Annotated in this window: 21 protein-coding genes and 2 tRNA genes; 14 read left to right on the top strand and 9 right to left on the bottom strand. The window is 66.7% G+C overall.

Going from position 1 to position 22,437, the window contains the following annotated elements; genetic code table 11:
- The 3 genes from JO059_RS15020 to JO059_RS15030 form a co-directional block, all read left to right on the top strand.
- Positions 1-1,389: beta-ketoacyl synthase (locus JO059_RS15020; RefSeq protein ID WP_293320025.1), on the top strand; the 1,389-nt coding region annotated here is incomplete at its 5' end.
- A 28-nt stretch (positions 1,390-1,417) separates the two neighbouring features.
- Complete coding sequence (locus JO059_RS15025) at positions 1,418-1,810, top strand: holo-ACP synthase (RefSeq protein ID WP_293320027.1); 393 nt, start codon at positions 1,418-1,420, stop codon at positions 1,808-1,810.
- Positions 1,811-1,898: 88 nt separating this feature from the next.
- Positions 1,899-3,233, top strand: coding sequence for a dipeptidase (locus JO059_RS15030; protein WP_293320029.1), 1,335 nt, complete (start codon positions 1,899-1,901; stop codon positions 3,231-3,233).
- Positions 3,234-3,244: 11 nt separating this feature from the next.
- Here JO059_RS15030 and bcp read toward each other — a convergent pair whose 3' ends face one another.
- Complete coding sequence (bcp, locus tag JO059_RS15035; protein ID WP_293320031.1) at positions 3,245-3,718, bottom strand: thioredoxin-dependent thiol peroxidase; 474 nt, start codon at positions 3,716-3,718, stop codon at positions 3,245-3,247.
- A 102-nt stretch (positions 3,719-3,820) separates the two neighbouring features.
- Between bcp and JO059_RS15040 the strand changes: the two genes are divergently transcribed.
- A complete protein-coding gene (locus JO059_RS15040) occupies positions 3,821-4,048 on the top strand; it encodes a DUF3618 domain-containing protein (RefSeq protein WP_293320033.1) in 228 nt (75 codons plus the stop codon).
- A 94-nt stretch (positions 4,049-4,142) separates the two neighbouring features.
- Here the strand turns inward: JO059_RS15040 and JO059_RS15045 are convergent, their stop codons facing one another.
- Entirely contained in the window at positions 4,143-5,003 is an 861-nt protein-coding gene (locus JO059_RS15045) for a lysophospholipid acyltransferase family protein (protein WP_293320035.1), read from the bottom strand.
- A gap of 78 nt (positions 5,004-5,081) precedes the next feature.
- Here JO059_RS15045 and JO059_RS15050 point away from each other — a divergent pair, with 78 nt between their 5' ends.
- Positions 5,082-5,654, top strand: a complete 573-nt coding sequence (locus tag JO059_RS15050; protein ID WP_293320037.1) for a TetR family transcriptional regulator — start codon at positions 5,082-5,084, stop codon at positions 5,652-5,654.
- A 16-nt stretch (positions 5,655-5,670) separates the two neighbouring features.
- Here JO059_RS15050 and JO059_RS15055 read toward each other — a convergent pair whose 3' ends face one another.
- Positions 5,671-6,933, bottom strand: a complete 1,263-nt coding sequence (locus tag JO059_RS15055; RefSeq protein ID WP_293320039.1) for a cytochrome P450 — start codon at positions 6,931-6,933, stop codon at positions 5,671-5,673.
- A gap of 98 nt (positions 6,934-7,031) precedes the next feature.
- A tRNA-Lys gene (locus JO059_RS15060) sits at positions 7,032-7,104 on the bottom strand.
- Positions 7,105-7,429: 325 nt separating this feature from the next.
- On the opposite strand from JO059_RS15060, the gene JO059_RS15065 reads away from it, so the two are divergent.
- Complete coding sequence (locus JO059_RS15065; protein WP_293320042.1) at positions 7,430-8,626, top strand: Ig-like domain-containing protein; 1,197 nt, start codon at positions 7,430-7,432, stop codon at positions 8,624-8,626.
- Positions 8,627-8,951: 325 nt separating this feature from the next.
- On the opposite strand, the gene JO059_RS15070 is transcribed toward JO059_RS15065, so the two are convergent.
- Together JO059_RS15070 and orn are read right to left on the bottom strand one after the other, a co-directional pair.
- Positions 8,952-9,027: transfer RNA gene (locus JO059_RS15070), tRNA-His, on the bottom strand.
- Between the two features lie 50 nt (positions 9,028-9,077).
- A complete protein-coding gene (gene orn / locus JO059_RS15075) occupies positions 9,078-9,725 on the bottom strand; it encodes an oligoribonuclease (RefSeq protein ID WP_293320044.1) in 648 nt (215 codons plus the stop codon).
- A 95-nt stretch (positions 9,726-9,820) separates the two neighbouring features.
- Between orn and JO059_RS15080 the strand changes: the two genes are divergently transcribed.
- Positions 9,821-11,380: a helicase HerA-like domain-containing protein gene (locus JO059_RS15080; protein WP_293320046.1), complete on the top strand. Its 1,560-nt coding sequence runs from the start codon at positions 9,821-9,823 to the stop codon at positions 11,378-11,380.
- Between the two features lie 31 nt (positions 11,381-11,411).
- On the opposite strand, the gene cmrA is transcribed toward JO059_RS15080, so the two are convergent.
- Positions 11,412-12,218, bottom strand: a complete 807-nt coding sequence (cmrA, locus tag JO059_RS15085) for a mycolate reductase (protein ID WP_293320048.1) — start codon at positions 12,216-12,218, stop codon at positions 11,412-11,414.
- Between the two features lie 42 nt (positions 12,219-12,260).
- Between cmrA and JO059_RS15090 the strand changes: the two genes are divergently transcribed.
- Positions 12,261-13,610, top strand: a complete 1,350-nt coding sequence (locus tag JO059_RS15090; protein ID WP_293320050.1) for an MFS transporter — start codon at positions 12,261-12,263, stop codon at positions 13,608-13,610.
- Here JO059_RS15090 and JO059_RS15095 read toward each other — a convergent pair.
- Positions 13,600-14,367 carry an MmpS family transport accessory protein gene (locus JO059_RS15095; RefSeq protein ID WP_293320052.1) on the bottom strand — a complete coding sequence of 256 codons (768 nt, stop codon included), beginning with the start codon at positions 14,365-14,367 and terminating at the stop codon, positions 13,600-13,602. The two genes, JO059_RS15090 and JO059_RS15095, sit on opposite strands and share 11 nt — an antisense overlap.
- A gap of 69 nt (positions 14,368-14,436) precedes the next feature.
- Complete coding sequence (locus tag JO059_RS15100; RefSeq protein ID WP_293320054.1) at positions 14,437-15,093, bottom strand: TetR/AcrR family transcriptional regulator; 657 nt, start codon at positions 15,091-15,093, stop codon at positions 14,437-14,439.
- A gap of 83 nt (positions 15,094-15,176) precedes the next feature.
- Between JO059_RS15100 and JO059_RS15105 the strand changes: the two genes are divergently transcribed.
- The 6 genes from JO059_RS15105 to JO059_RS15130 all read left to right on the top strand — a co-directional run.
- On the top strand, positions 15,177-16,817 hold the full coding sequence (locus tag JO059_RS15105; RefSeq protein ID WP_293320056.1) for an AMP-binding protein: 1,641 nt from the start codon (positions 15,177-15,179) through the stop codon (positions 16,815-16,817).
- A 132-nt stretch (positions 16,818-16,949) separates the two neighbouring features.
- Complete coding sequence (locus JO059_RS15110; protein ID WP_293320058.1) at positions 16,950-18,536, top strand: carboxyl transferase domain-containing protein; 1,587 nt, start codon at positions 16,950-16,952, stop codon at positions 18,534-18,536.
- A gap of 2 nt (positions 18,537-18,538) precedes the next feature.
- Complete coding sequence (locus JO059_RS15115) at positions 18,539-20,530, top strand: acetyl/propionyl/methylcrotonyl-CoA carboxylase subunit alpha (RefSeq protein ID WP_293320060.1); 1,992 nt, start codon at positions 18,539-18,541, stop codon at positions 20,528-20,530.
- Positions 20,527-21,693, top strand: coding sequence for an acyl-CoA dehydrogenase family protein (locus tag JO059_RS15120; RefSeq protein WP_293320062.1), 1,167 nt, complete (start codon positions 20,527-20,529; stop codon positions 21,691-21,693). Before JO059_RS15115 ends, JO059_RS15120 begins: the two co-directional genes overlap by 4 nt.
- Positions 21,693-22,196, top strand: a complete 504-nt coding sequence (locus JO059_RS15125; RefSeq protein ID WP_293320064.1) for a MaoC family dehydratase — start codon at positions 21,693-21,695, stop codon at positions 22,194-22,196. Before JO059_RS15120 ends, JO059_RS15125 begins: the two co-directional genes overlap by 1 nt.
- The coding region (locus JO059_RS15130) for an aldolase/citrate lyase family protein (protein ID WP_293320066.1) at positions 22,196-22,437 on the top strand (242 nt) is incomplete at its 3' end. The genes JO059_RS15125 and JO059_RS15130, both read left to right, overlap by 1 nt.

Below are 22,437 nucleotides of genomic sequence, written 5' to 3' on the forward strand. Positions count from 1 at the left end.
TGGGGAATCAGCCAGGACATGGCGAGTTCGATTGACCGCGTGGCGTTGTGGAACATCGTCGCGACGGTCGACGCGTTCCTCTCCGCGGGCTTCACCCCGGCCGACGTCATGCGCTACGTGCACCCCAGCCTGGTGGCCAGCACGCAGGGCACGGGGATGGGCGGCATGACGTCGATGCAGACCATGTATCACGGGAACTTGCTGGGCCGCAGCAAGCCCAACGACATCCTGCAGGAAGTCCTGCCGAATGTCGTTGCCGCGCATGTGGTTCAGTCGTACGTCGGCAGCTATGGCGCGATGATCCACCCGGTCGCCGCCTGCGCCACCGCGGCGGTGTCGGTCGAGGAGGGCGTCGACAAGATCCGCCTGGGCAAGGCCGAGCTGGTCGTGGCCGGCGGCCTGGACGACCTGACGCTGGAGGCCATCATCGGCTTCGGTGACATGGCGGCCACCGCCGACACTTCAATGATGCGGGGCAAGGGGATTCACGACTCGAAGTTCTCCCGGCCCAACGACCGACGGCGGCTGGGCTTCGTCGAGGCCCAGGGTGGCGGCACCATCCTGCTGGCGCGCGGCGACCTGGCGCTCAAGATGGGCCTGCCCGTGCTCGCGGTGGTGGCCTTCGCGCAGTCGTTCGGCGACGGCGTGCACACCTCGATTCCGGCCCCCGGCCTGGGCGCGTTGGGCGCGGGTCGCGGCGGAAAGGACTCGCCGCTGGCGCGTGCGCTCGCCACGCTGGGCGTCAGCGCCGACGACGTCGCGGTGATCTCGAAGCACGACACTTCAACGCTGGCCAATGATCCCAACGAAACCGAACTGCACGAGCGGCTGGCGGATGCGCTCGGCCGCTCCGAGGGTGCCCCGTTGTTCGTGGTGTCGCAGAAGAGCCTCACCGGCCACGCCAAGGGCGGGGCGGCGGTCTTCCAGATGATGGGGCTGTGCCAGATGCTGCGCGACGGGGTCGTCCCACCCAACCGCAGCCTGGACTGCGTCGACGACGATCTGGCCGGTTCGGCCCACTTCGTCTGGGTACGCGAGACGCTGCGCCTTGGCGGGAAGTTCCCGCTCAAGGCCGGAATGCTGACCAGCCTCGGCTTCGGCCACGTTTCCGGCCTCGTCGCGCTGGTGCACCCGCAAGCGTTCATCGCCTCGCTGAACCCGGATCAGCGGGCGGACTATCAGCGGCGGGCCGATGCCCGCCTGCTGGCAGGGCAGCGCCGGCTGGCTTCCGCGATCGCCGGTGGCGAGCCGATGTACCAGCGGCCGCCGGACCGTCGTTTCGACCACCACGCGCCGGAGAAGCGGCAGGAGTCGGCGATGCTGCTGAATCCCGCCGCCCGGCTTGGCGATGGCGGCGTCTACGGGGTTGGCGAGGTCACTGCCCGATGACTTTGGTCATCCGTTAGCCTGGCGAGCCATGGGCATCGTCGGAGTGGGGATCGATGTCGTCTCCATCCCCGATTTCGCCGAGCAGGTCGACCAGCCGGGAACCATGTTCTCCGAAACGTTCACGCCCGGCGAGCGGCGCGACGCTTCCGACAAGAGTTCGTCGGCGGCCCGTCACCTCGCCGCGCGCTGGGCCGCCAAGGAGGCGGTGATCAAGGCCTGGTCCGGGTCACGGTTCGCCCAGCGGCCCGTGCTCCCCGAGGACATCCATCGCGACATCGAGGTGGTCACCGACATGTGGGGACGGCCGCGCGTCCGGTTGACCGGAGACATCGCCAAACATCTGGCCGACGTGACGATCCACGTGTCCCTGACGCACGAAGGCGACACCGCCGCAGCGGTGGCCATACTGGAGACGTCCTAACCGCCTCCGCCAGCGTGCGTGTTTGTCCGCGACACGCCGACCTTAGACGGCATTCTGTGCACGCTCGCGGGATGAAAAAGGGGGGCTCATGAGTGATCTCGTTCGGCGCGTCCGTGAGGTGTTGCCGTCGGTGCGCCGCGACCTCGAGGACCTGGTGCGGATCGAATCGGTGTGGGCCGATCCCGGCCGCCGAGACGAGGTGCATCGCAGCGCGCGGGCGGTCGCGGATATGTTGTCGCAGGCGGGTTTTGGCGATGTGCGCATCGTCAGCGAGGGGGGCGCCCCGGCCGTCATCGCCAGGTATCCGGCACCGCCCGGCGCGCCGACCGTGCTCTTGTACGCGCACCACGACGTGCAACCCGAAGGCGACCACAGCCAGTGGGCGTCGCCGCCTTTTGAGCCCACCGAGCGTGACGGGCGACTCTACGGACGCGGCAGTGCAGATGACAAGGCAGGCATCGCAACGCATTTGGCGGCGTTTCGGGCGCACGATGGCCGACCGCCGGTGGGCGTGACGGTCTTCGTGGAAGGCGAGGAGGAATCCGGCTCGCCGTCACTGGGGCGGTTGCTCGCCGCCCACCGCGACACGCTGGCCGCCGATGTGATCGTCATCGCCGACTCGGATAACTGGAGTGCCGATACGCCAGCGCTGACGGTGTCGCTGCGCGGCTTGGCGGACTGTGTGGTCGAGGTCGCCACGCTCGACCATGGGTTGCACTCCGGCCTGTGGGGCGGCGTGGTGCCCGACGCGCTGAGCGTGCTGGTGCGGCTGCTGGCCAGCCTGCACGACGACGACGGCAACGTGGCGGTGGCCGGCCTGCACGAAACCGACTGCGCCGCATTGAATTACCCGGAATACCCGGCCGAGCGCGTCCGCGGCGACTCGGGTCTGCTCGACGGCGTGTCGGAGATCGGCTCGGGCTCGGTGCCGCAGCGGCTGTGGGCCAAGCCGGCGATCACCGTGATCGGCATCGATACCACACCGGTCGCGGCCGCATCCAACACGCTGATCCCCCGGGCCCGGGCCAAGGTCAGCATGCGGGTCGCGCCCGGCGGCGACGCCGAAGCCCACTTGGACGCGCTGACCGCTCACCTGCAGCGGCACGTCCCCTGGGGGGCGCACGTCACCGTGACGCGCGGCGACATCGGTCAGCCGTATGCGATCGAGGCCAGCGGCGAGGTCTATGACGCCGCGCGGGCGGCGTTCCATCAGGCGTGGGGCGCCGAGCCGATCGATATGGGTATGGGCGGCTCCATCCCGTTCATCGCCGAGTTCGCCGCCGCGTTTCCCGAGGCGAAGATCCTGGTCACCGGTGTCGAGGATCCCGCGACCCAAGCGCATAGCGTCAACGAGAGCCTGCATCTCGGTGTGCTGGAACGCGCCGCGGTGGCAGAGGCCCTGCTGCTGGCGCACCTGGCCTGATATCGATCGAGCTATATCGACAGGTCTCGCCGAAGCTTGGCGACGTGGCCCGTGGCCTTGACGTTGTACTGCGCGACGGCGATCTTGCCTTCCTCGTCGACCACGAAGGTCGACCGAATCACCCCCTGTACCGTCTTGCCGTACATCGTCTTCTCGCCATAGGCCCCATACGCAGTCAGCACCTTGCGGTCGGGATCGGACAGCAGGGGGAATGTCAGCTTCTCGGCGTCACGAAACTTGGCGAGCTTCTCCGGCTTGTCGGGCGAGATGCCGAGGACGTCGATGCCGGCCTCGTTGAGGTCGTGCAGGTGGTCGCGGAAATCGCAGGCCTGTCTGGTGCATCCCGGCGTGGAGGCAGCCGGGTAGAAGTAGACGACGACCCGGCGCCCCTTGTAGTCGGCCAGCGATACCTTGTTGCCGTCGGCGTTGGGCAGGCTGAATGCGGGCGCTTTGTCGCCCGGTGCAAGCCGCGTGGTCTCGGTCAAAGTAGGTCCCTTCTGTTCACCGCTACGTTGGGGTCATCGCCAGCTGATCTAGGGTAGTGCCTCAGGTGTATCAGGCGAGCGCGCAGCAAGTTGGAGGACATAGTGGCGGATCGGGACCCCGAGACCATCAAGCAGGACATCGACCTCGCCCGCGACCAGTTGGCGGCGACCGTCGACTCGCTCGCCGAACGGGCCAACCCTCGCCGTCTCGCCGACGATCTCAAGGCGCGGGCCATTGAATTCGTGCAGAAGCCGGTGGTGATCGCCTCGCTGGTCGGGATCTCCTCGGTCGTCGTGGTGATCGTGGTTCGTCGGATCAGGGATCGCTGAACGAGTCGGCGCGGGCAGCGGACGCCGTTACCAATCTCCTTGCGGCACTGCGAATTTCCTCCTTGCGGAATTTCGCCTTGAGGAACTTTGCGATTCACGCGGGTTCGGCCGCGCCGGCCCGGGCCAGTGGATTGAGTTCGCGGAACGGATCGTCGGCGCGGACGGTGAGCAGCTCGGTCAGTATCGTTTCGAGCGACTGCTGAGTGGTGTTCCGGACCGACGTGACCCAATCCGGTGTCGTGACGCGGTTCGGCCTGGCAGTGTCGATCGGCGCGCCGAAGCGCAGGTACATCCGTTGCGGTCGGGGGATGAGGGTGGGGCCGACGCCTCGCAGCAAGGGCATCGCCATGTCGGCCTCGCCCGTCAGCCGGGTGCTGATCGTCCGGCTGAGCCGGCCCAACATGCTCTCCCGAGTGACCAGGCTCTTGTAGACGTCGTCGCCGCCGACGAGACCGACGGGAACGATGGGATAGTCGTATTCCACCGCGACGCGGGCGAATCCGGAACGGCCATGCCACTTCAGGCGGTATTCCTCGCCCTTGAACTTCGCGATCTCGCGGCCCCCGCCGGGGAAGACCAAAATCGTCTCGTTGTGGCGCATCAGCTCTCGGGCCGTCTCCGGCGCGCCGACAACGGCGCCGTAGGCCGTCATCAGGTCGCGACCGAACCCTCGCTGGCGGCCGAACCGGCGGTCGGCCAGCGGCCGGACCCGGGCGCCGATCGCGCGTCGGACGAAGTGCGGAACCAGTAGCACCTCGCCGCCGACGAACTGAGTATGGTTGCCCACCAACAAGAATCGGCCGTCGGAGGGCAAGTTATCCAGGCCGCTCACGTAGGGCCGCCAAAGGTCGATGGCGGGCGCGATGCCGTCGTGAACCTTCTCCAGCACTCCCCGCAAGAGCTGCACTTGGCGCGGATGGTTCATCACTGCATCGATGTCGATCGGTTCGTTCACGGAGTCATCCTCGGCTCGGTCTGCGGGGGCTCTTCCCAAGATACCAAACGAACTAGTTCGTATGAGTATGATTTTGCTGTGCGGACCACCACAGAACTGCGCGACAGCATCCTGGCCGCCGCCCGATCGGAGTTCGCGCAATATGGGCTGGCCGGCGCCCGCATCGATCGCATCGCCCGCGCCGCCGAGGCCAGCAAGGAGCGGCTCTATGCTCATTTCGGCGACAAGGAGGCCCTGTTCCGCAGCGTTGTCGCGGCCGATGCTGCCGAGTTCTTCGCCGCCGTGACGCTGGACCCTGACGCGGTGCCGGAGTTCGTCGGCGACATCTACGACCTGGCTTGTAGACGGCCCGAACACCTGCGCATGATCACCTGGGCCACCCTGGAGGGCCTAGCCCTCGACCCGCCTCGCATCGATGACCGGGATTCGTTGGCTGCCAGGGATATTCGCATCATCGAGGCCGCCCAGGCCGCCGGTCAGGTCGACGCCGGCTGGAAGCCACTGGACCTGCTGGTGCTGCTCTTCGGCATCGCGTTGGCCTGGGCGCAGTCACCCCATCGCGACGCCCTGACCGACGATCCGACGGTCAGCGCGGCGCGGCGCGCGGCTGCCGTGGAAGCGGCGCGGCGCATCGTGGCTCCCCAGACCTGAACGCGGGCGCCGCAAGCTACACCGCGACCGTCAGCTCCGACAGGCCGCGCAGCGCCACGGTGTTCTTATAGCGTGGCTCGCCGTCCAGCCGCGCGTGCGGGAAGCGCGCGGTTATCGCCGATAGGGCCATGCCGGCTTCCAGCCGCGCCAGCGGCGCTCCCAGGCAGTAATGAGTACCGCGACCAAATCCTAAGTGGCGCAACGTGCCCCGGTCCGGGTCGAAGGTATCGGGCCGGTCGAACTCGGCCGGATCACGGTGAGCTGCCGCCAGCAACAGCAGCATCGCGTCGCCCGCAGGCACGTCGACTCCTCCAATCGACATGTCCTCGGCGGCAACTCGGCCGACCAACTGTGTGGGCGGGTCGTAACGGAGCGTTTCTTCCACGACCGCCGGCGCGCGACCGGCATCGGCTCCCAGCGCCGTCCACTGAGTCGGATTGCGCAGCATGGCCAGGATCGCGTTGGCGATGAGGTTCACCGTGGTCTCGTGCCCCGCGATGAGCAGCAGGTTGCAGGTTGAGAGGATCTCGTCCTCGGTCACCTGATCGCCGGCCTCCTGCGCCGCTATCAGGCCCGAAATGATGTCTTCCCCCGGGAGGGACCGTCGCCGTTCGATCAGCTCGGAAAAGTATTCGCGACTCCAGCGAGTGGCCTTCAAGAACGCAGCAAGCCTCCGCAGCGACGGCCGCTCTTCGAACCCCCCCGACAATGAGCCGGCAAATCCGACGAACGGATCCAACGCCTGCGCGAGCAGGGCCGTCGCGTGGCTGAAGTGCGGCTCGTCCTCGAGCGGCACACCGAGCAGCTGGCAGATGACCGCAACCTGCAGCGGGTAGGCGAAGTCCGCGACGGCGTCGAACCGCCCCCGCTCGGCGATCCGATCGAGCAGCCCGTCGACCACCGCGGCGATATCGGACTTCAATGCGCTGACCATCTTCGGGGCGAACGCCTTGCTGACCAGCTGGCGCAGCCGGGTGTGATCGGGCGGGTCCATGAACAGGAATCCCGGCGGGCCCAGCGGTCGCGCCGTGGGCCAGCGCCTCAGGATGCGCTGCGCGATCGTCGACTTGAACCGGTCGCTGCTGGTCGCTGGGTGCCGCAAGACCTCGTCGCAGTCCCGGAACGTCGAGAAGACGGCCAGGTTCGCCTCGGGCAGGAGGAGCGGCCCCCAGTCGCGAAACCGCGCGTACAGGGGGTACGGATCGGCCAGGCTGTCCGGGTCCATCAGCTGCAGCAGGAGGCCTTGTGCTTCGGTCTGCTCAGCGTGCGCTGTCGTCATCCGCGGAATTGTCGCCCAGTTGCGTGACGGCGCCCCGAAATCTAGGTGTACGTCAAGAGGTCCAGCGCGCCGATAAACCGTCGGACACCCGGGAAGTGTGCGCCGTCAGGGTTTCGAACCCCGGACCCGCTGATTAAGAGTCAGCTGCTCTACCAACTGAGCTAACGGCGCTTTGGTCGCCAAGACCGCGTTTGCGACAATAACAGGCGTTCTGTCGCGGAACGAAATCCCTGGACCAGACCAGTCTAGAGGCCCGCGGGACAAGCGACCTTCCGGCATTTTGCCGACTGCTTGCACTACATCGGGCGACGTCGGTGCCGGAATATGGGCCCGGTCACCGGTGGGTCACAAATCGGTGTGAAATTCGTCGCGACGGGCCTAAAGGCCTGATGAACCGGGTGATGTTGCCGCGGTGAACGGCCCGAACCTACTAAAATGCTGCCAATCGTTCGGGGTCAGCGGTGACCAAATAGCACAGTGTCGGGAAGGTCGCTTGATGACGCCTTTGCACAGACGTCGATCGTTGCTGTCTGTTGGCATGGTGATGTTTGCTGTGATCGGCGTTGCCTGCAGCACCACCCACACCGCGGCCCCGCCGAAGGTCATCTTCGACAAGGGCACGCCATTCGCCGATCTGCTGGTTCCCAAGCTGACCTCCTCGGTGAGCGACGGCGCCGTCGGCGTCACCGTCGACGCACCGGTGACGGTGAGCGTCGCCGACGGCGTGCTCGCGTCGGTGAGCATGGTCAACGAGAACGGCAGGGCGATATCGGGTCAGTTGAGCCCCGATGGGTTGCGCTGGTCGACCACCGAGCCGCTGGGGTACAACAGGCGCTACACGCTCAGCGCCAAGGCGCTCGGGTTGGGCGCCGCGGCCAACCGGCAGATGAGTTTTCAGACCAGTTCGCCGGCTCACCTGACCATGCCGTACGTCGCTCCGGGCGACGGCGAGGTGGTGGGCATCGGTGAGCCGGTCGCGATTCGGTTCGACGAGAACATCGCGGACCGCGCCGCGGCTCAAAAGGCCATCAAGATCACCACCAACCCCCCTGTCGAGGGTGCGTTCTACTGGCTCAACAACCGCGAAGTACGTTGGCGCCCAGAGCATTTCTGGAGGCCCGGCACTACCGTCGACGTGGCGGTCAACACCTACGGTGTCGACTTGGGTGAGGGAATGTTCGGCGAGGACAACGTCAAGACGCACTTCACCATCGGCGACGAGGTCATCTCGACCGCGGACGACACCACCAAGATGGTGACCGTGCGAGTGAACGGCGAAGTCGTCAAGACCATGCCGACGTCGATGGGTAAGAACAGCACCCCGACGGCCAACGGCATCTACATCGTCGGTGGGCGGTACAAGCACATCATCATGGACTCGTCGACCTACGGCGTGCCCGTCAACTCGCCCAACGGGTATCGCACCGACGTCGAGTGGGCAACGCAGCTCTCCTACAGCGGCGTCTTCGTGCACTCCGCGCCGTGGTCGGTCGGCGCCCAGGGGCACACCAACACCAGCCACGGGTGTCTCAACGTGAGCCCCAGCAACGCGGAGTGGTTCTACGACAACAGCAAGAGCGGCGACATTGTCGAGATCATCAACACTGTAGGGCCGACGCTCTCGGGCACCGAGGGGCTGGGCGACTGGAACGTGCCCTGGCCGGCGTGGCAGGCGGGCAACGCCAACACCTGAGTGCCGGTGGCGTGCCGGCGCCACAGGAAATGCCCGGCCGGGCCATCTGTACGCAAGAATTTCGGCGTTCCGAAACCTCAGGCCGGTGCTCAGTTCATTATTCGATTGCTTGCTCAATCGGTCGTCATCTCAAATGGGTCGCTCATCAGCGGCAGTTATAGCGCCTTCGTGGTCCGCACAATTGGGAGCGATTTTAGGGTTGGCAGCATACGATCCGGTCGCTATACGAAGATTCCCCTAGTAGTAACGACAAGGCGCTCGGGCCGAAGGAGAAGTGGTAGCCGCAGCACGTCGGTAAGAGGCGCTACAAACGACCTCTGAGCTGTGGGGTGGCTGACGGGACTCGAACCCGCGACACCCAGGATCACAACCTGGTGCTCTACCAGCTGAACTACAGCCACCGTGGCCGCAAGCCGTCCCGGTCCGGGCCAACGCGCAGCGACTGTCGATACTAGCCGGTCGGTGGCTCGGCGGCCGAATCGATTGGCCCGGGCGTCTGCTCTCCGCCGCCGAGCCTGGCGGCCACCGCCTCGATTTCGCTGGTAGACGGCCCCGGTTGGGGCACGAATGCGGTCTGCCGGTAGAACTTCAATTCCCGGATGGATTCGTGGATGTCGGCCAGAGCCCGGTGCGCGAGCCCCTTGGCCGGCTGGCCGTAATAGATGCGCGGGTACCACCGCCGGCAGAGCTCTTTGATCGAGCTGACGTCGATCATGCGGTAATGCAAATACGAGTCCAGCTTGGGCATGTCGCGCGCGATGAACGAACGGTCGGTGGCGATCGAGTTGCCCGCGAGCGGCGCCATCTTGGGCTGCTTGACATGGGTGCCGATGTAGTCCATCACCATCTCCTCGGCGGCAGACAGGTCGACGGTGGATGCCTTCACCTCGTCGATCAGGCCAGAGCGCGAATGCATTTCCGCGACCACGTCGATCATCGACGACAGCGCGGCGTCGTCGGCGTGAATGACCACGTCTACTCCGTCGCCGAGGACGTTCAGATCCGCATCGGTGACCAGAGCTGCGATCTCGATCAACTTGTCCGAACCCAGGTCGAGGCCGGTCATCTCGCAGTCGACCCACACCAATTCGTCGCGCACAGCGACAGCGTAGGCGCACGCGACGCCTGCTCCGGCCTCCCCCTGGGGAAGTAGGGTGAAGTTTGCCAATTGCACGGGAAGAGGGGCAGGGCCCGATGACTGTTGAATCAGCTGCGACGCCCGCGAAACGTATCGCCAACGGCTACGCCGTCCAAGGCCAGGCGCTCGAATTGGGCACCGTCGTGGTCGACGGGCAGGTCGACCCGACCGCACGGATCCGCATCCCGCTGGCCACCATCAATCGGCACGGCCTGGTTGCCGGGGCCACCGGAACCGGCAAGACCAAGACGCTGCAACTGATCGCCGAACAGCTCAGCGCCGCAGGCGTGGCGGTGCTGATGGCCGACGTGAAGGGCGACCTGTCCGGCCTTTCCGCGCCGGGAGAGTCCAACGACAAGACCGCACAGCGGGCGAAAGACACCGGGGATGACTGGGAGCCCACGGCATATCCGGTCGAATTCTTGTCGCTGGGCACCGGGGGAGTGGGCGTGCCGGTGCGGGCAACTGTTGACAGCTTCGGTTCGGTGCTGTTGTCAAAAGTGTTGGCGCTCAACGCTACGCAGGAGTCAACGCTCGGTCTCATCTTCCATTGGGCGAAGGAGAACAATCGCCCGATGGTCACCCTGGGCGACCTCCGCGAGGTCATCAGCCACCTCACCAGTGAGCAGGGTAAGGCCGACCTGAAGGATCTGGGCGGCGTGTCATCCACGACGGGCGGCGTCATTCTGCGGGCGCTGGTGAACCTGGGGGGAGAGGGCGGCGACACCTTCTTCGGCGAGCCGAAGCTCGACCCGAAGGACTTGCAGCGCACCGACGACCAGGGCCGGGGCATCATCTCGCTGCTCGAGTTCAGTGGTCAGTCATTGCGCCCAGTCGTGTTCTCCACCTTTTTGATGTGGTTGCTGGCAGAACTGTTCGCCGGGCTGCCCGAGGTCGGTGACGTCGACAAGCCGAAGCTGGTCTTCTTCTTCGACGAGGCGCACCTGCTGTTCACCGACGCCTCCAAGGCCTTCCTCGAGCAAGTCGAACAGACCGTCAAGCTGATCCGCTCCAAGGGCGTAGGCGTGTTCTTCTGCACCCAGCTACCGACGGACGTGCCCAACGACGTCCTGTCACAGTTGGGCGCCCGAATTCAGCACGCGCTGCGGGCATTCACACCTGACGACCAGAAGGCGCTGAGCAAGACCGTCCGCACGTATCCGAAAACCGATGTCTACGACCTGGAATCGGCGTTGACGTCGCTGGGAATCGGGGAGGCCGTCGTCACTGTGCTGTCCGAGAAGGGCGCACCCACACCCGTTGCGTGGACACGCATGCGGGTGCCCCGGTCCCTGATGGCCTCGATCGGCACCGATGAGATCGCAAATGCGGCGAAAGCAAGCCCGTTGTATCAGAGGTACGGTCAGACCACCTCCCGCGAGCCAGCGCCCGCGCGGAACCCGAAGGTCGAACCGGCGCCGGGGCAGCCCGAGGCCGACTACCCGCCGGTGCCAACGAATTCGGAGCCGCCACCGATGCCTGCGCCCGCCGAGCCGACCGGCCCCGGCATGCTCGAGCAGATATTGCACGACCCAACCGTCAAGAGCGGCATCAACACCGTGATACGGGAAGCCATCCGCGGAATGTTCGGCACCGCTCGCCGCCGCCGCAAGTAACCGGGCGGTTCTTCGCCACGGCCGCCGGAGGCTATCCGCCGCCCAGCTTCTTGTAGAAGCTGCCCACTATCGGCGCGACGATGGCGCGTGGCGCGTATCCGCTGGCCACCGACATAGCCTTGGACGTCAGGCCGGGGACCACGCGCATCTTGTTGCGCGCCAGGGCATCCAGCGACACCCGGGCGGTGTGCTCCGTTGAGATCCACAGGAAGTCCGGCACCAGCCGTTCGACCAGCGATCTCTCGGCATCGTCGGGAAGATCGGTGCGTACCGGGCCCGGCGCCAAAAGAGTGACGTGAACGCCGGAACCGCGCAGTTCGCCGCGCAGGGATTCACTGAACGTGTTGGCAAACGCCTTGGTGGCGGCGTAGGTGGCGTTGAAGGGAATCGGTGAATTGCCGGCCGCCGAACCCGAAATGAGGATGCCACCCGCCTTACGGTCGATCATGCCGGGCAGCACCGCCAATGTAAGATCATGCACCGCAACGGCATTCAGCTGTACCTGGGCCTTCTCGCCGGCGGGGTCGAGGGTCGCCACCGGACCGAAGGTCGCAGTTCCCGCATTGGCGCACAGGATCGAGACGGGGCGCGTGGCCAATTCCTCACACAGCTTCGCCCGTTCGCCCGGATCGGCCAGGTCGGCGGGGCGCACTTCGACGACGACACCGTATCTTTCGGCCAGGCGGACGGCCAGGTTGTTGAGCAGGTCCTCGCGTCGCGCGGTGACGATCAAGCTGTGTCCGCGCGCGGCAAGCTCGGTGGCCAGCGCCTCGCCGATGTTCTGTGAAGCTCCGGTGACAACAGCGCGCGCGTCGGGGCTGGGAGCTGGTATCGGCATGCGCCAATCGTAGACAGCGGCCCAACCAATAGAGTGCCGGGCATGAGTCAGCCGGGGCCGGGTTCGGTCACGCCTGTGAGGTCTCGGGTGGTGGCCTGGGCGCTCTGGGACAGCGGCTCCACGGGTTTGAATGCGATCGTCGCCACCTTCGTCTTCTCCGTCTACCTGACCAGCACCGTGGGAGCCGGACTCGCGGGTCCGACCACGCCGGCGAGCTGGCTGGGTCGCGCCGGCGCCATCGCCGGGTTGACCGTCGCATTGCTGGCGCCGGCCGTGGGGGTGTGGGTGGAGTCCCCTCATCGCAGGCGAGTTGCGCTGGGGGTGCTGACCGGGCTGGCGGTCGCGTTCACCTGCACGATGTTCTTGATCCGCGATCGCCCCGGCTTCCTATGGGCCGGCTTGGTGCTGCTCGGGGCGACGGCCGCCTGCGGTGACCTGGCCAGCGTCCCCTACAACGCGATGCTGCGCCAGCTCTCGACCCCGCAGACGGCGGGCCGCATCTCGGGCCTGGGCTGGGCAGCGGGCTACTTCGGCAGCGTCCTGCTCTTGCTGGTGATCTACACCGGATTCATCTCGGGATCGGGTTCAGGCCCGGGTGCGGTGCGTGGGCTGCTGCGGGTGCCGGTGCACGACGGGCTCTACGTCCGGGAGGCGATGCTGGTGGCCGCGGCCTGGCTCGCGGTGTTGGCGCTGCCACTGCTGCTGGTCGCGCACCGCTTACCCGGCACGGCTGAGGCCATGCAACCGACAAGCATGCTCGGCGGCTACCGCAAGCTGTGGAGCGAGGTCTCTGCGGAATGGCGGCGCGACCGCAACCTGGTCTACTTCCTGTTCGCCAGCGCACTCTTCCGGGACGGTCTCGCGGCGATCTTCGCGTTCGGCGCAGTGCTGGGTGTCAACGTGTACGGCATCTCGCAAGCCAACGTGCTGATATTCGGTGTGGTGGCCAGCGTGGTGGCGGCGGTGGGTGCAGTGCTGGGTGGCTTCGTCGACCACCGGGTCGGCTCCAAGCCGGTCATCGTGGGATCGCTGTCGGCGATCGTCGCCCTGGCACTGACTTTGATGCTCCTCTCCGGCCAGGTGGCCTTCTGGGTCGGTGGGCTGCTGCTATGCATGTTCATCGGACCCTCGCAGTCATCGGCGCGCGCCCTGCTGCTGCGGATGGCCAAGGACGGCAGGGAAGGCATCGCCTTCGGCCTCTACACCATGACCGGGCGGGCCGTCGCGTTCATCGCGCCCTGGCTGTTCTCGGTCTTTGTCGACGCATTCGGCGCCGTTCGCGCCGGCCTCGGCGGAATCTGCCTGGTGTTGATGGCCGGACTGCTGGGGATGCTGGCCGTCCGTGTTCCCGCGCGCGGCCGGGCCGTAGCGGAGGACCCGTCTACTCTCTAGCGTCGCAAATGGTTATCCCCACCCCGACTCGCCGGCTTACCTGCACCCCGTCGACGGTGACCGAACAGGTGACGTTGTGGCCGATGTTCACAACCGTGACGTTCGCAGGATGGGCGGCCGACTTCGACAGGCTGACCTGCTTGTTCCACGGCAACGCCACGTTGAACTCTGTCTGTACGACGTCGCCGGTGTCGATGTACATGACGCTGATGGCGCGACCGTCGCCGGTCACGTTGTAGACGACGCTCTGCATCGCGGCGCTACCGGTCGTCTCACTGGGCGTGGCAGTGTCGCTGGGCGGCATGGGCGCGGGAACCATGGGCGGCAAGGGTGCTGTACGCGTCGACGTGGTGGTCGGTGTGCTCGAGCTCGACTCGGGCATCGCCGGCAACGGCGGAACGGCGGTCTGCGTCTTGATCGCATCATTGGCGAGCACCAGCGCAATCACCAGTGCGACGGCCACCAGTGCCGCGATCCCGGCGCCGATCCACAACCACCGCGGCGACTTCTGGCCGTTCGGCGGGCCGGGAGCGAGGCCCCCGCCGGGCAGCTCACCCGACGGCTGCAGGTCTTGCTGCCAGTACGGCGGCAGCTCTCGCGTGCTGTTGGTCTCGTACGGGCTCGGCGCCCACGGGGGAAACGTCCCGTAGCTCGGTGCGTACCGGGCCTCTTCGGCGTATGCCGGGTCGACGGGCGGCGGATATTGCGGACCCTGCGGCCCGGGCCCAGCCCCCCCGGGTCGACGTGGATCGTTCATGTCCACCTCATGGCTTGCAGGGTACCCGGGCCAGAGGCTTGAACGGCCGCGCACGCTTTGAGGTGGCGCTCAGGTGCACTGCCTTCCGGCGGTCAGAGCGGCGACGGTCATCGCCCGCATCACGGCGCGTGACCGCGCGGCGCGAGCCGACGTGGTGCGCGAATTGTCGGGGGATTTCATGCTGTGCGGGGTGGAGTTCAGCAGGCCGAAGACGGCGTGCGCGGTCAGCCGGGCGTCGGCCTCGGCCAGCGCGGGGTTCAGCTCGCGCAGCACGCCAACCCAGACCTCGACATATTGGCGCTGCGCTTTGCGCACCTCCTTGTCGGCCGCCTCTGGCAGGTGCGCGAGGTCGCGGTCCTGGATGCGGATCAGATCGGGTTCGCCCAGCGCGAAGTCGAGATGAAAATCGATGAGTCCCTCCAGGGCGGCCGCCGCATCGACGCTGCCGGACCGCACGTCCCGGGCGCCGGCGAGGAGCCGGGCGCTGATCCCCACCAGCAGCTCGACCAACAGTGACTCCTTGTTGGGGAAGTGGCGGTAGATGGCAGGCCCGCTGATGCCGGCCGCGGCGCCTATGTCCTCCAGGCGCACGGCGAGGAAGCCGCGCTCCGCGAACAACCGCTCTGCGGCCGACAGCAGTTGAAGGCGCCGGTCGGATTTCAACTGGCTGCGACGATTCGGGGCATCGGAATGGCCGGGCTGGCCCTCCGGGGCGGCCGTTGTCACCAAGGGCCTCCGTCCGCAATTCGTCACCTCGGCTGATCGCCATGAAAGTAGCATGAGTTATTCGCTGTTAACCGGAGGAAACCGTGGCAGCCGCGACAGCCGACGACGATCAGCTCTCCGTTGATCGCGGCCCGAGCGCGCCCCCGCTGCTCGAGACGACGATCGGCGCCAACCTCGCCGCCACCGCGGCCAAGCACGCGGAACGGGACGCCCTCGTCGACGTCGCTGCCGGGTGCCGCTGGAGTTATGCCGAACTGCTTTCCGCCGTACGCCGACTGGCTACGGGATTTCTGCGTGCGGGGATCAACGCGGGCGATCGGGTCGGCATCTGGGCACCAAACCGGTGGGAGTGGGTGCACGTCCAATACGCGACCGCCGAGATCGGCGCGATCCTGGTGACCATCAACCCGGCCTACCGCGCCCGCGAATTGGAGTATGCACTAACGCAATCCGGGGTGGCGATGGTGATCGCCGCCCAGGCTTTCAAGACCGCGGACTACGCCGCGATGCTGAACGAGGTGGCGCCGCGCTGCCCAGAGCTGAGGCGCATCGTGCTCTTGGACAGCGCCGGCTGGGACGACCTGGCCGGCACCGAAGCCGACCCGGCCATGTTGCGCAAGGTCGCGGCGAGGCTTGATCGCCACCATCCCATCAACATTCAATACACTTCCGGCACAACGGGATATCCCAAGGCGGCCACGCTGAGCCACCGCAACATTCTCAACAACGGCTATCTCGTCGGCGAGCTGCTCGAATACGCCCCGCACGATCGGATCTGCATTCCGGTGCCCTTCTATCACTGTTTCGGGATGGTCATGGGTAACCTGGCCGCCACGAGCCATGGCGCCTGCATGGTGGTGCCCTCGCAGGGGTTCGAACCGGCCGCGGCCCTGCGGGCGGTGCAGGCCGAAAAATGCACCAGCCTCTACGGTGTGCCGACAATGTTCATCGCCGAGCTCGGCCTGCCGGATTTCGCCGACTACGACTTGAGCAGCCTGCGCACCGGCATCATGGCCGGCGCACCGTGTCCGGCCGAGGTGATGCGTAAGGTGATCGATCGCCTGCACATGCCCGGCGTCTCGATCTGCTACGGCATGACGGAGACTTCACCGGTTGCGACGCAGACGCGCACCGACGATGCGCTGCAGCGGCGGGTCGGAACCGTCGGCCGGGTGGGTCCGCATCTGGAAATCAAGGTGGCGGACGCGACCACGGGCGAGACCGTGCCTCGCGGAGTGGCGGGCGAGTTCTGCACGCGCGGCTATTCGGTGATGGCGGGCTACTGGAAGGATCCGCAGCGAACCGCTGAGGTGATCGACGCGCAGGGCTGGATGCACACCGGCGACCTGGCCGTCATGGACGACTGTGGTTATGTCCGGATCACGGGCCGGATCAAGGACATCATCGTCCGCGGCGGCGAGAACATCGCCCCGCGTGAGATCGAGGAGTTCCTGCATACCCATCCGGACATCGTTGACGCCCACGTCATCGGGGTGCCCGACGCCCGGCATGGCGAGGAGGTCATGGCGGTGGTGATGCTGCGCGAAGGAGCTCCTGCGCTGACGGCCGAGGGGCTGCGGGAGTTCTGCACGGGCCGGATCGCGCACTTCAAAATCCCGCGCTATGTGCGGATCGTCGACGAGTTCCCGATGACCGTGACGGGAAAGGTGCGCAAGGTTGAGATGCGCCGGCAGGCGATCGATTCGCTGCGCGGCCAGAATTGAGCGTCGGGCGCTCCCTGGACGGGGTACGCCGGCGATGGTATTCTCCTTCCAGTTAATCATGATTAACTGAGTTGCGGAACCGTCCCGACGGTCCGAAACACCCCTTGCGCTGTCGACAACCGGGAGGCACTCGTGAGTTCCACCGCGACGGTCGCCCCATCGTTCGCCGAAGAGCACCGCCGGCTGGTTGGCGAATTGAACGCGAAGCTGGCCGCGGCGGCGTTGGGCGGCAACGAACGTGCGCGGGAGCGCCACGTCGGCCGTGGCAAGCTGTTGCCCCGCGAGCGGGTGGATCGCCTGCTGGATCCCGGCAGCCCCTTTGTGGAGTTGGCGCCGTTGGCTGCCGGGGGGATGTACGGAGACGAATCGCCGGGGGCCGGGATCATTACCGGGATCGGCCGCGTGGCCGAGCGCGAGTGCGTGATCGTGGCCAACGACGCCACGGTCAAGGGCGGGACGTACTACCCGATGACGGTCAAGAAGCACCTGCGCGCGCAGGAGGTCGCGCTGCAGAATCGGTTGCCCTGCATCTATCTGGTGGATTCCGGGGGCGCGTTCCTCCCGCGCCAGGACGAAGTCTTTCCCGACCGCGAGCATTTCGGGCGGATCTTTTACAACCAGGCGACCATGAGTGCCAAGGGAATTCCGCAGGTCGCCGCGGTGCTGGGTTCCTGTACGGCGGGCGGTGCCTACGTTCCGGCGATGAGCGACGAGGCCGTCATCGTCCGCGAGCAGGGCACGATCTTTCTGGGCGGCCCACCGCTGGTCAAGGCCGCCACCGGCGAGATCGTCTCGGCCGAGGACCTCGGGGGCGGCGACCTGCACTCGCGCGTCTCCGGGGTCACCGACCATCTCGCCGACGACGACGAGCACGCGCTGCGGATCGTCCGCTCGATCGCGGCCACCTTCGGCCCGCGCGAGCCCAGCCAATGGGATGTGCGGCGTCCGGTGGAGCCAAAGCACGCGCAGACCGAGCTTTACGATGTGGTACCGCCGGATCCGCGAGTGCCCTACGACGTGCACGAGGTCATTGTGCGGCTGGTCGACGGCGGCGAATTCGGCGAATTCAAGGCGAAATATGGCAAGACCCTGGTGACGGCCTTCGCGTACATCCACGGCCATCCCGTCGGGATCGTCGCCAACAACGGTGTGCTCTTCAGCGAATCCGCTTTGAAGGGAGCACATTTCATCGAGCTGTGCGACAAGCGAAGGATTCCGTTGTTGTTTCTGCAGAACATCGCCGGCTTCATGGTCGGGCGCGACTACGAGGCCGGTGGCATCGCCAAGCATGGCGCCAAGATGGTCACCGCCGTGGCCTGTGCGCGGGTGCCGAAGCTGACCGTCGTGATCGGCGGATCCTATGGCGCGGGGAACTATTCGATGTGCGGTAGGGCGTATTCGCCGCGTTTCCTGTGGATGTGGCCGAATGCGCGAATCTCCGTGATGGGCGGCGAGCAGGCCGCGTCTGTGCTGGCCACGGTCCGTGGCGAGCAGCTCGCCGCGGCGGGCAGACCATGGTCGCCCGACGAGGAGGAGGCGTTCAAGGCGCCCATCCGACAGCAGTACGAGGTTCAGGGCAACCCGTACTATTCCACGGCGCGGCTGTGGGACGACGGCATCATCGACCCGGCCGACACCAGAAGACTTGTCGGGCTTGCCCTTTCCGTGTGTGCCCACGCGCCGCTGGAACCGGTCTCCTACGGCGTCTTCCGGATGTGACGATGTTCGACACCGTCATGGTTGCCAACCGCGGCGAGATCGCGGTGCGGGTGATCCGTACATTGCGCCGGCTGGGAATCCGATCGGTCGCCGTCTACAGCGACCCCGACGCCGCCGCGCGGCATGTGGTCGAGGCCGACACCGCCGTCCGCCTGGGACCCGCCGCCGCCCGCGAAAGCTACCTGGACATCGACAAGGTGGTCGACGCCGCGCTGCGGACGGGTGCCCAGGCGATTCATCCCGGGTACGGGTTCCTCTCGGAGAACGCCGATTTCGCCGCCGCATGTGAACGCGCCGGGGTGGTGTTCCTGGGCCCGCCGGCCCGCGCGATACAGGTGATGGGCGACAAGATCACCGCCAAGAACGCGGTCGCCGCCTTCGACGTGCCGGTGGTCCCCGGGCTGGCAAAGCCGGGACTGACCGACGACGAACTCGTCGCGGCGGCCCAGGAGGTCGGCTATCCGGTGTTGATCAAGCCGTCGGCCGGCGGCGGCGGCAAGGGCATGCGTCTGGTGGACGACCCGGCCCGGCTGCGCGAGGCGCTGGTGGGCGCCCGCCGGGAGGCCGCGTCCTCATTCGGCGACGACACCCTCTTCCTGGAGCGATTCATGTTGCGACCCAGGCACATCGAGGTGCAAGTGCTTGCCGACACCCATGGCAGCGTGGTGCATCTCGGTGAACGCGAATGCAGCCTGCAGCGGCGACATCAGAAGGTCATCGAGGAGGCGCCCTCGCCATTGCTCGACCCTCACACCCGCGCGCGCATCGGGGCGGCGGCCTGCAACACCGCCCGTAGCGTCGATTACGTCGGTGCCGGAACCGTGGAATTCATCGTGTCCGCCGACCGTCCGGACGAGTTCTTCTTCATGGAGATGAACACGCGCCTGCAGGTGGAACATCCGGTCACCGAAGCGGTCACCGGCCTGGACCTGGTGGAGTGGCAATTACGAGTAGCCGCTGGGGAGAAGCTGGCGTTCGCCCAGGACGAGATCGAATTGCGCGGGCATGCCATCGAGGCACGCGTCTACGCGGAGGATCCGGCGCGGGGATTCTTGCCCACCGGCGGGCGGGTGCTGCAGGTTTTCGAGCCGTCCGGGTCCGGCATTCGGGTGGACTCGTCGCTTCAGGCCGGCACGGTGGTCGGCAGCGATTACGACCCGATGCTGAGCAAGGTGATCGCCCACGGCTCCGACCGCGACGAAGCGCTCGCGAAGCTCGACCGGGCATTGGCGCAGACCGTGATCCTCGGTGTACAGACCAACATCGAATTCCTGCGGTACCTGCTCGCCGACGATCGGGTGCGCGCGGGCGACCTGGACACCGGGCTGCTGGACGAGCGGGTTGCCGGCTTCGCCTCGCTCCCCGCGCCCGACGACGTGCTCGCCGCAGCCGGGTTGTACCGCCAATGGGCCGTGGCTTTGGCGGCGCGGCGAGCCCCAGGTAACCCGTGGGCGTTGCCGACCGGGTGGCGTCTCGGTGACGTCACCGCACCGGTGCGCACAGCGCTGCAAACTCGGCTGCTCAGCGAGACGGTGGCGGTCTGGGGATTGCCCGAGGCTGCCGAGGTCCAGGTCGGTGACGGTGAAATCCGTTCCGCCAGTGCACAGGTCGAGCCCGCGCAGATGAGCATCACGCTGGACGGGCTGCGCCGGCAATACCGATGGGCCGAGTCCGACCGGCATCTGTGGATCGCCGACGAGCGGGGAACCTGGGACCTGCGCGAGGCGGAGGAGCAAAAGATCCATCGCTCGGCGGGGACGCGACAGGCCGAGATTCTCAGTCCGATGCCGGGTAGTGTCATCGCCGTTCAGGTCTCGTCCGGAGCTCAGGTCTCCGAGGGCGACGTGGTGGTGGTCGTCGAGGCGATGAAAATGGAACACTCGCTGGCCGCGCCGGTTTCGGGCCGAGCCGAGGTGCTCGTGTCCGTCGGCGATCAGGTGACGGTCGACCAGGTGCTGGCCCGACTGGATGAAGGAAGCAAGGACGAAAGATGACAACATCGGTTACGGCGGGAACACTGCCGAAGGAATACGAGGACCTTCGCGACACGGTGGCCGACTTCGCGCGCACCGTGGTCGCGCCGGTGTCGGCCAAACACGATGAGGAGCATAGTTTCCCGTACGAAGTCGTCGCCAAGATGGGCGAGATGGGGCTCTTTGGCCTGCCGTTTCCGGAAGAGTACGGCGGCATGGGGGGTGACTACTTCGCGCTGTCGCTCGCGCTCGAGGAGCTCGGCAAGGTCGACCAGTCCGTGGCGATCACTCTGGAGGCCGGCGCCAGCCTCGGCGCCATGCCGATTTACCGCTTCGGCACCGAAGAGCAGAAGCAGAAATGGTTGCCCGACTTGATATCCGGCCGGGCGCTCGCCGGATTCGGGCTCACCGAGCCCGGGGCCGGTTCCGACGCGGGGGGCACCCGAACCACTGCTCGCCTGGACGACGGCGAGTGGGTGATCAACGGCAGCAAGCAATTCATCACCAACTCCGGGACCGACATCACCTCACTTGTCACCGTCACGGCGGTCACGGGAAGCCTCGCCGGTGGCAAGAAGGAGATTTCGACCATCATCGTGCCGAGGGGCACAACGGGTTTCACCGTGGAACCGGTCTACAACAAGGTGGGGTGGAACGCGTCGGACACTCACCCACTGAGCTTCGCCGACGCGCGTGTCCCCGAGGAAAACCTGTTGGGCGGGCGGGGGACGGGCTACGCGAACTTCTTGTCGATCCTGGACGAGGGCCGCATCGCGATCGCCGCGCTGGCGACGGGAGCCGCGCAGGGCTGCGTCGACGAAAGCGTCAAGTACGCCAAGGAGCGCCAGTCGTTCGGTCAGCCGATCGGCTCCTACCAGGCGATCAGCTTCAAGATCGCGCGGATGGAAGCGCGCGCCCACGTCGCTCGCGCGGCCTACTACGAGGCGGCCGCAAAGATGTTGGCGGGCAAGCCCTTCAAGAAGGAGGCGGCAATCGCCAAGATGGTCGCCTCGGAGGCGGCGATGGACAATGCGCGCGACGCGACCCAGATCCACGGTGGCTACGGCTTCATGAACGATTATCCGGTGGCGCGCCACTACCGCGACAGCAAGATCCTCGAAATCGGCGAGGGCACCACCGAAGTGCAGTTGATGCTCATCGCGCGATCGCTGGGGCTTTCCTGATGACAGCCGGGGGTAACTCGATTATCCAGCGGGGCTTGTGGTTCGAGGAGTTCCAGGTCGGCACCACGTACCTGCACCGGCCGGGCCGGACGGTCACCGAGGCCGACAACGTGTTGTTCACGACGCTGACGATGAACACCCAGTCGCTGCACCTCGACGCGGCGTGGGCCGCGCAGCAGCCGGGCTTTCGGGGGGAGCGCCTGGTGAACTCGATGTTCACCCTGTCAACGCTGGTGGGGCTGTCGGTTGCGCAGCTGACGCTGGGCACCATCGTGGCCAACCTGGGCTTCTCGGAGGTGTCGTTCCCCAAGCCGCTCTTCCACGGCGACACCCTGTACGCCGAGACCGAGGTGACCGACAAGCGCGAGTCGAAGAGCCGCCCCGGCGAGGGCATCGTCACGTTCGCCCACACCGGCCGCAACCAACACGGTGACGTCGTGGCCACCGCATCGCGAAAGACGATGGTGCGCAAGCGACCCGAGGGATCCGAGGGAGAAGCCTGATGGCGCTTACGCACACCGGGCCGGGATGGTTGTTCTGCCCCGCCGATCGCCCCGAGCGGTTCGGCAAAGCCGCGGCGGCCGCCGATGTGGTGATCCTGGATCTGGAAGACGGGGTAGCGGCCAAGGATAGGGATGCGGCCCGCATCGCGCTGATCGAGACGCCGCTGGATCCCGAACGCACGGTGATACGGGTCAACCCCGCCGCCACCGATGATCATCAGGCCGACCTCGAGGCGCTCTC

The organism is Mycobacterium sp., assembly GCF_019247615.1.
Lineage (GTDB): Bacteria > Actinomycetota > Actinomycetes > Mycobacteriales > Mycobacteriaceae > Mycobacterium.

Excerpts from the sequence above, each read along its gene's own strand:
- JO059_RS15025 (WP_293320027.1), top strand. The coding sequence starts at position 1,418 with ATGGGCATCGTCGGAGTGGGGATCGATGTCGTCTCCATCCCCGATTTC.
- JO059_RS15030 (WP_293320029.1), top strand. The coding sequence starts at position 1,899 with ATGAGTGATCTCGTTCGGCGCGTCCGTGAGGTGTTGCCGTCGGTGCGC.
- JO059_RS15055 (WP_293320039.1), bottom strand. The coding sequence starts at position 6,933 with ATGACGACAGCGCACGCTGAGCAGACCGAAGCACAAGGCCTCCTGCTG.
- JO059_RS15065 (WP_293320042.1), top strand. The coding sequence starts at position 7,430 with ATGACGCCTTTGCACAGACGTCGATCGTTGCTGTCTGTTGGCATGGTG.
- JO059_RS15080 (WP_293320046.1), top strand. The coding sequence starts at position 9,821 with ATGACTGTTGAATCAGCTGCGACGCCCGCGAAACGTATCGCCAACGGC.
- cmrA (WP_293320048.1), bottom strand. The coding sequence starts at position 12,218 with ATGCCGATACCAGCTCCCAGCCCCGACGCGCGCGCTGTTGTCACCGGA.
- JO059_RS15090 (WP_293320050.1), top strand. The coding sequence starts at position 12,261 with ATGAGTCAGCCGGGGCCGGGTTCGGTCACGCCTGTGAGGTCTCGGGTG.
- JO059_RS15095 (WP_293320052.1), bottom strand. The coding sequence starts at position 14,367 with ATGAACGATCCACGTCGACCCGGGGGGGCTGGGCCCGGGCCGCAGGGT.
- JO059_RS15115 (WP_293320060.1), top strand. The coding sequence starts at position 18,539 with ATGTTCGACACCGTCATGGTTGCCAACCGCGGCGAGATCGCGGTGCGG.
- JO059_RS15120 (WP_293320062.1), top strand. The coding sequence starts at position 20,527 with ATGACAACATCGGTTACGGCGGGAACACTGCCGAAGGAATACGAGGAC.
- JO059_RS15125 (WP_293320064.1), top strand. The coding sequence starts at position 21,693 with ATGACAGCCGGGGGTAACTCGATTATCCAGCGGGGCTTGTGGTTCGAG.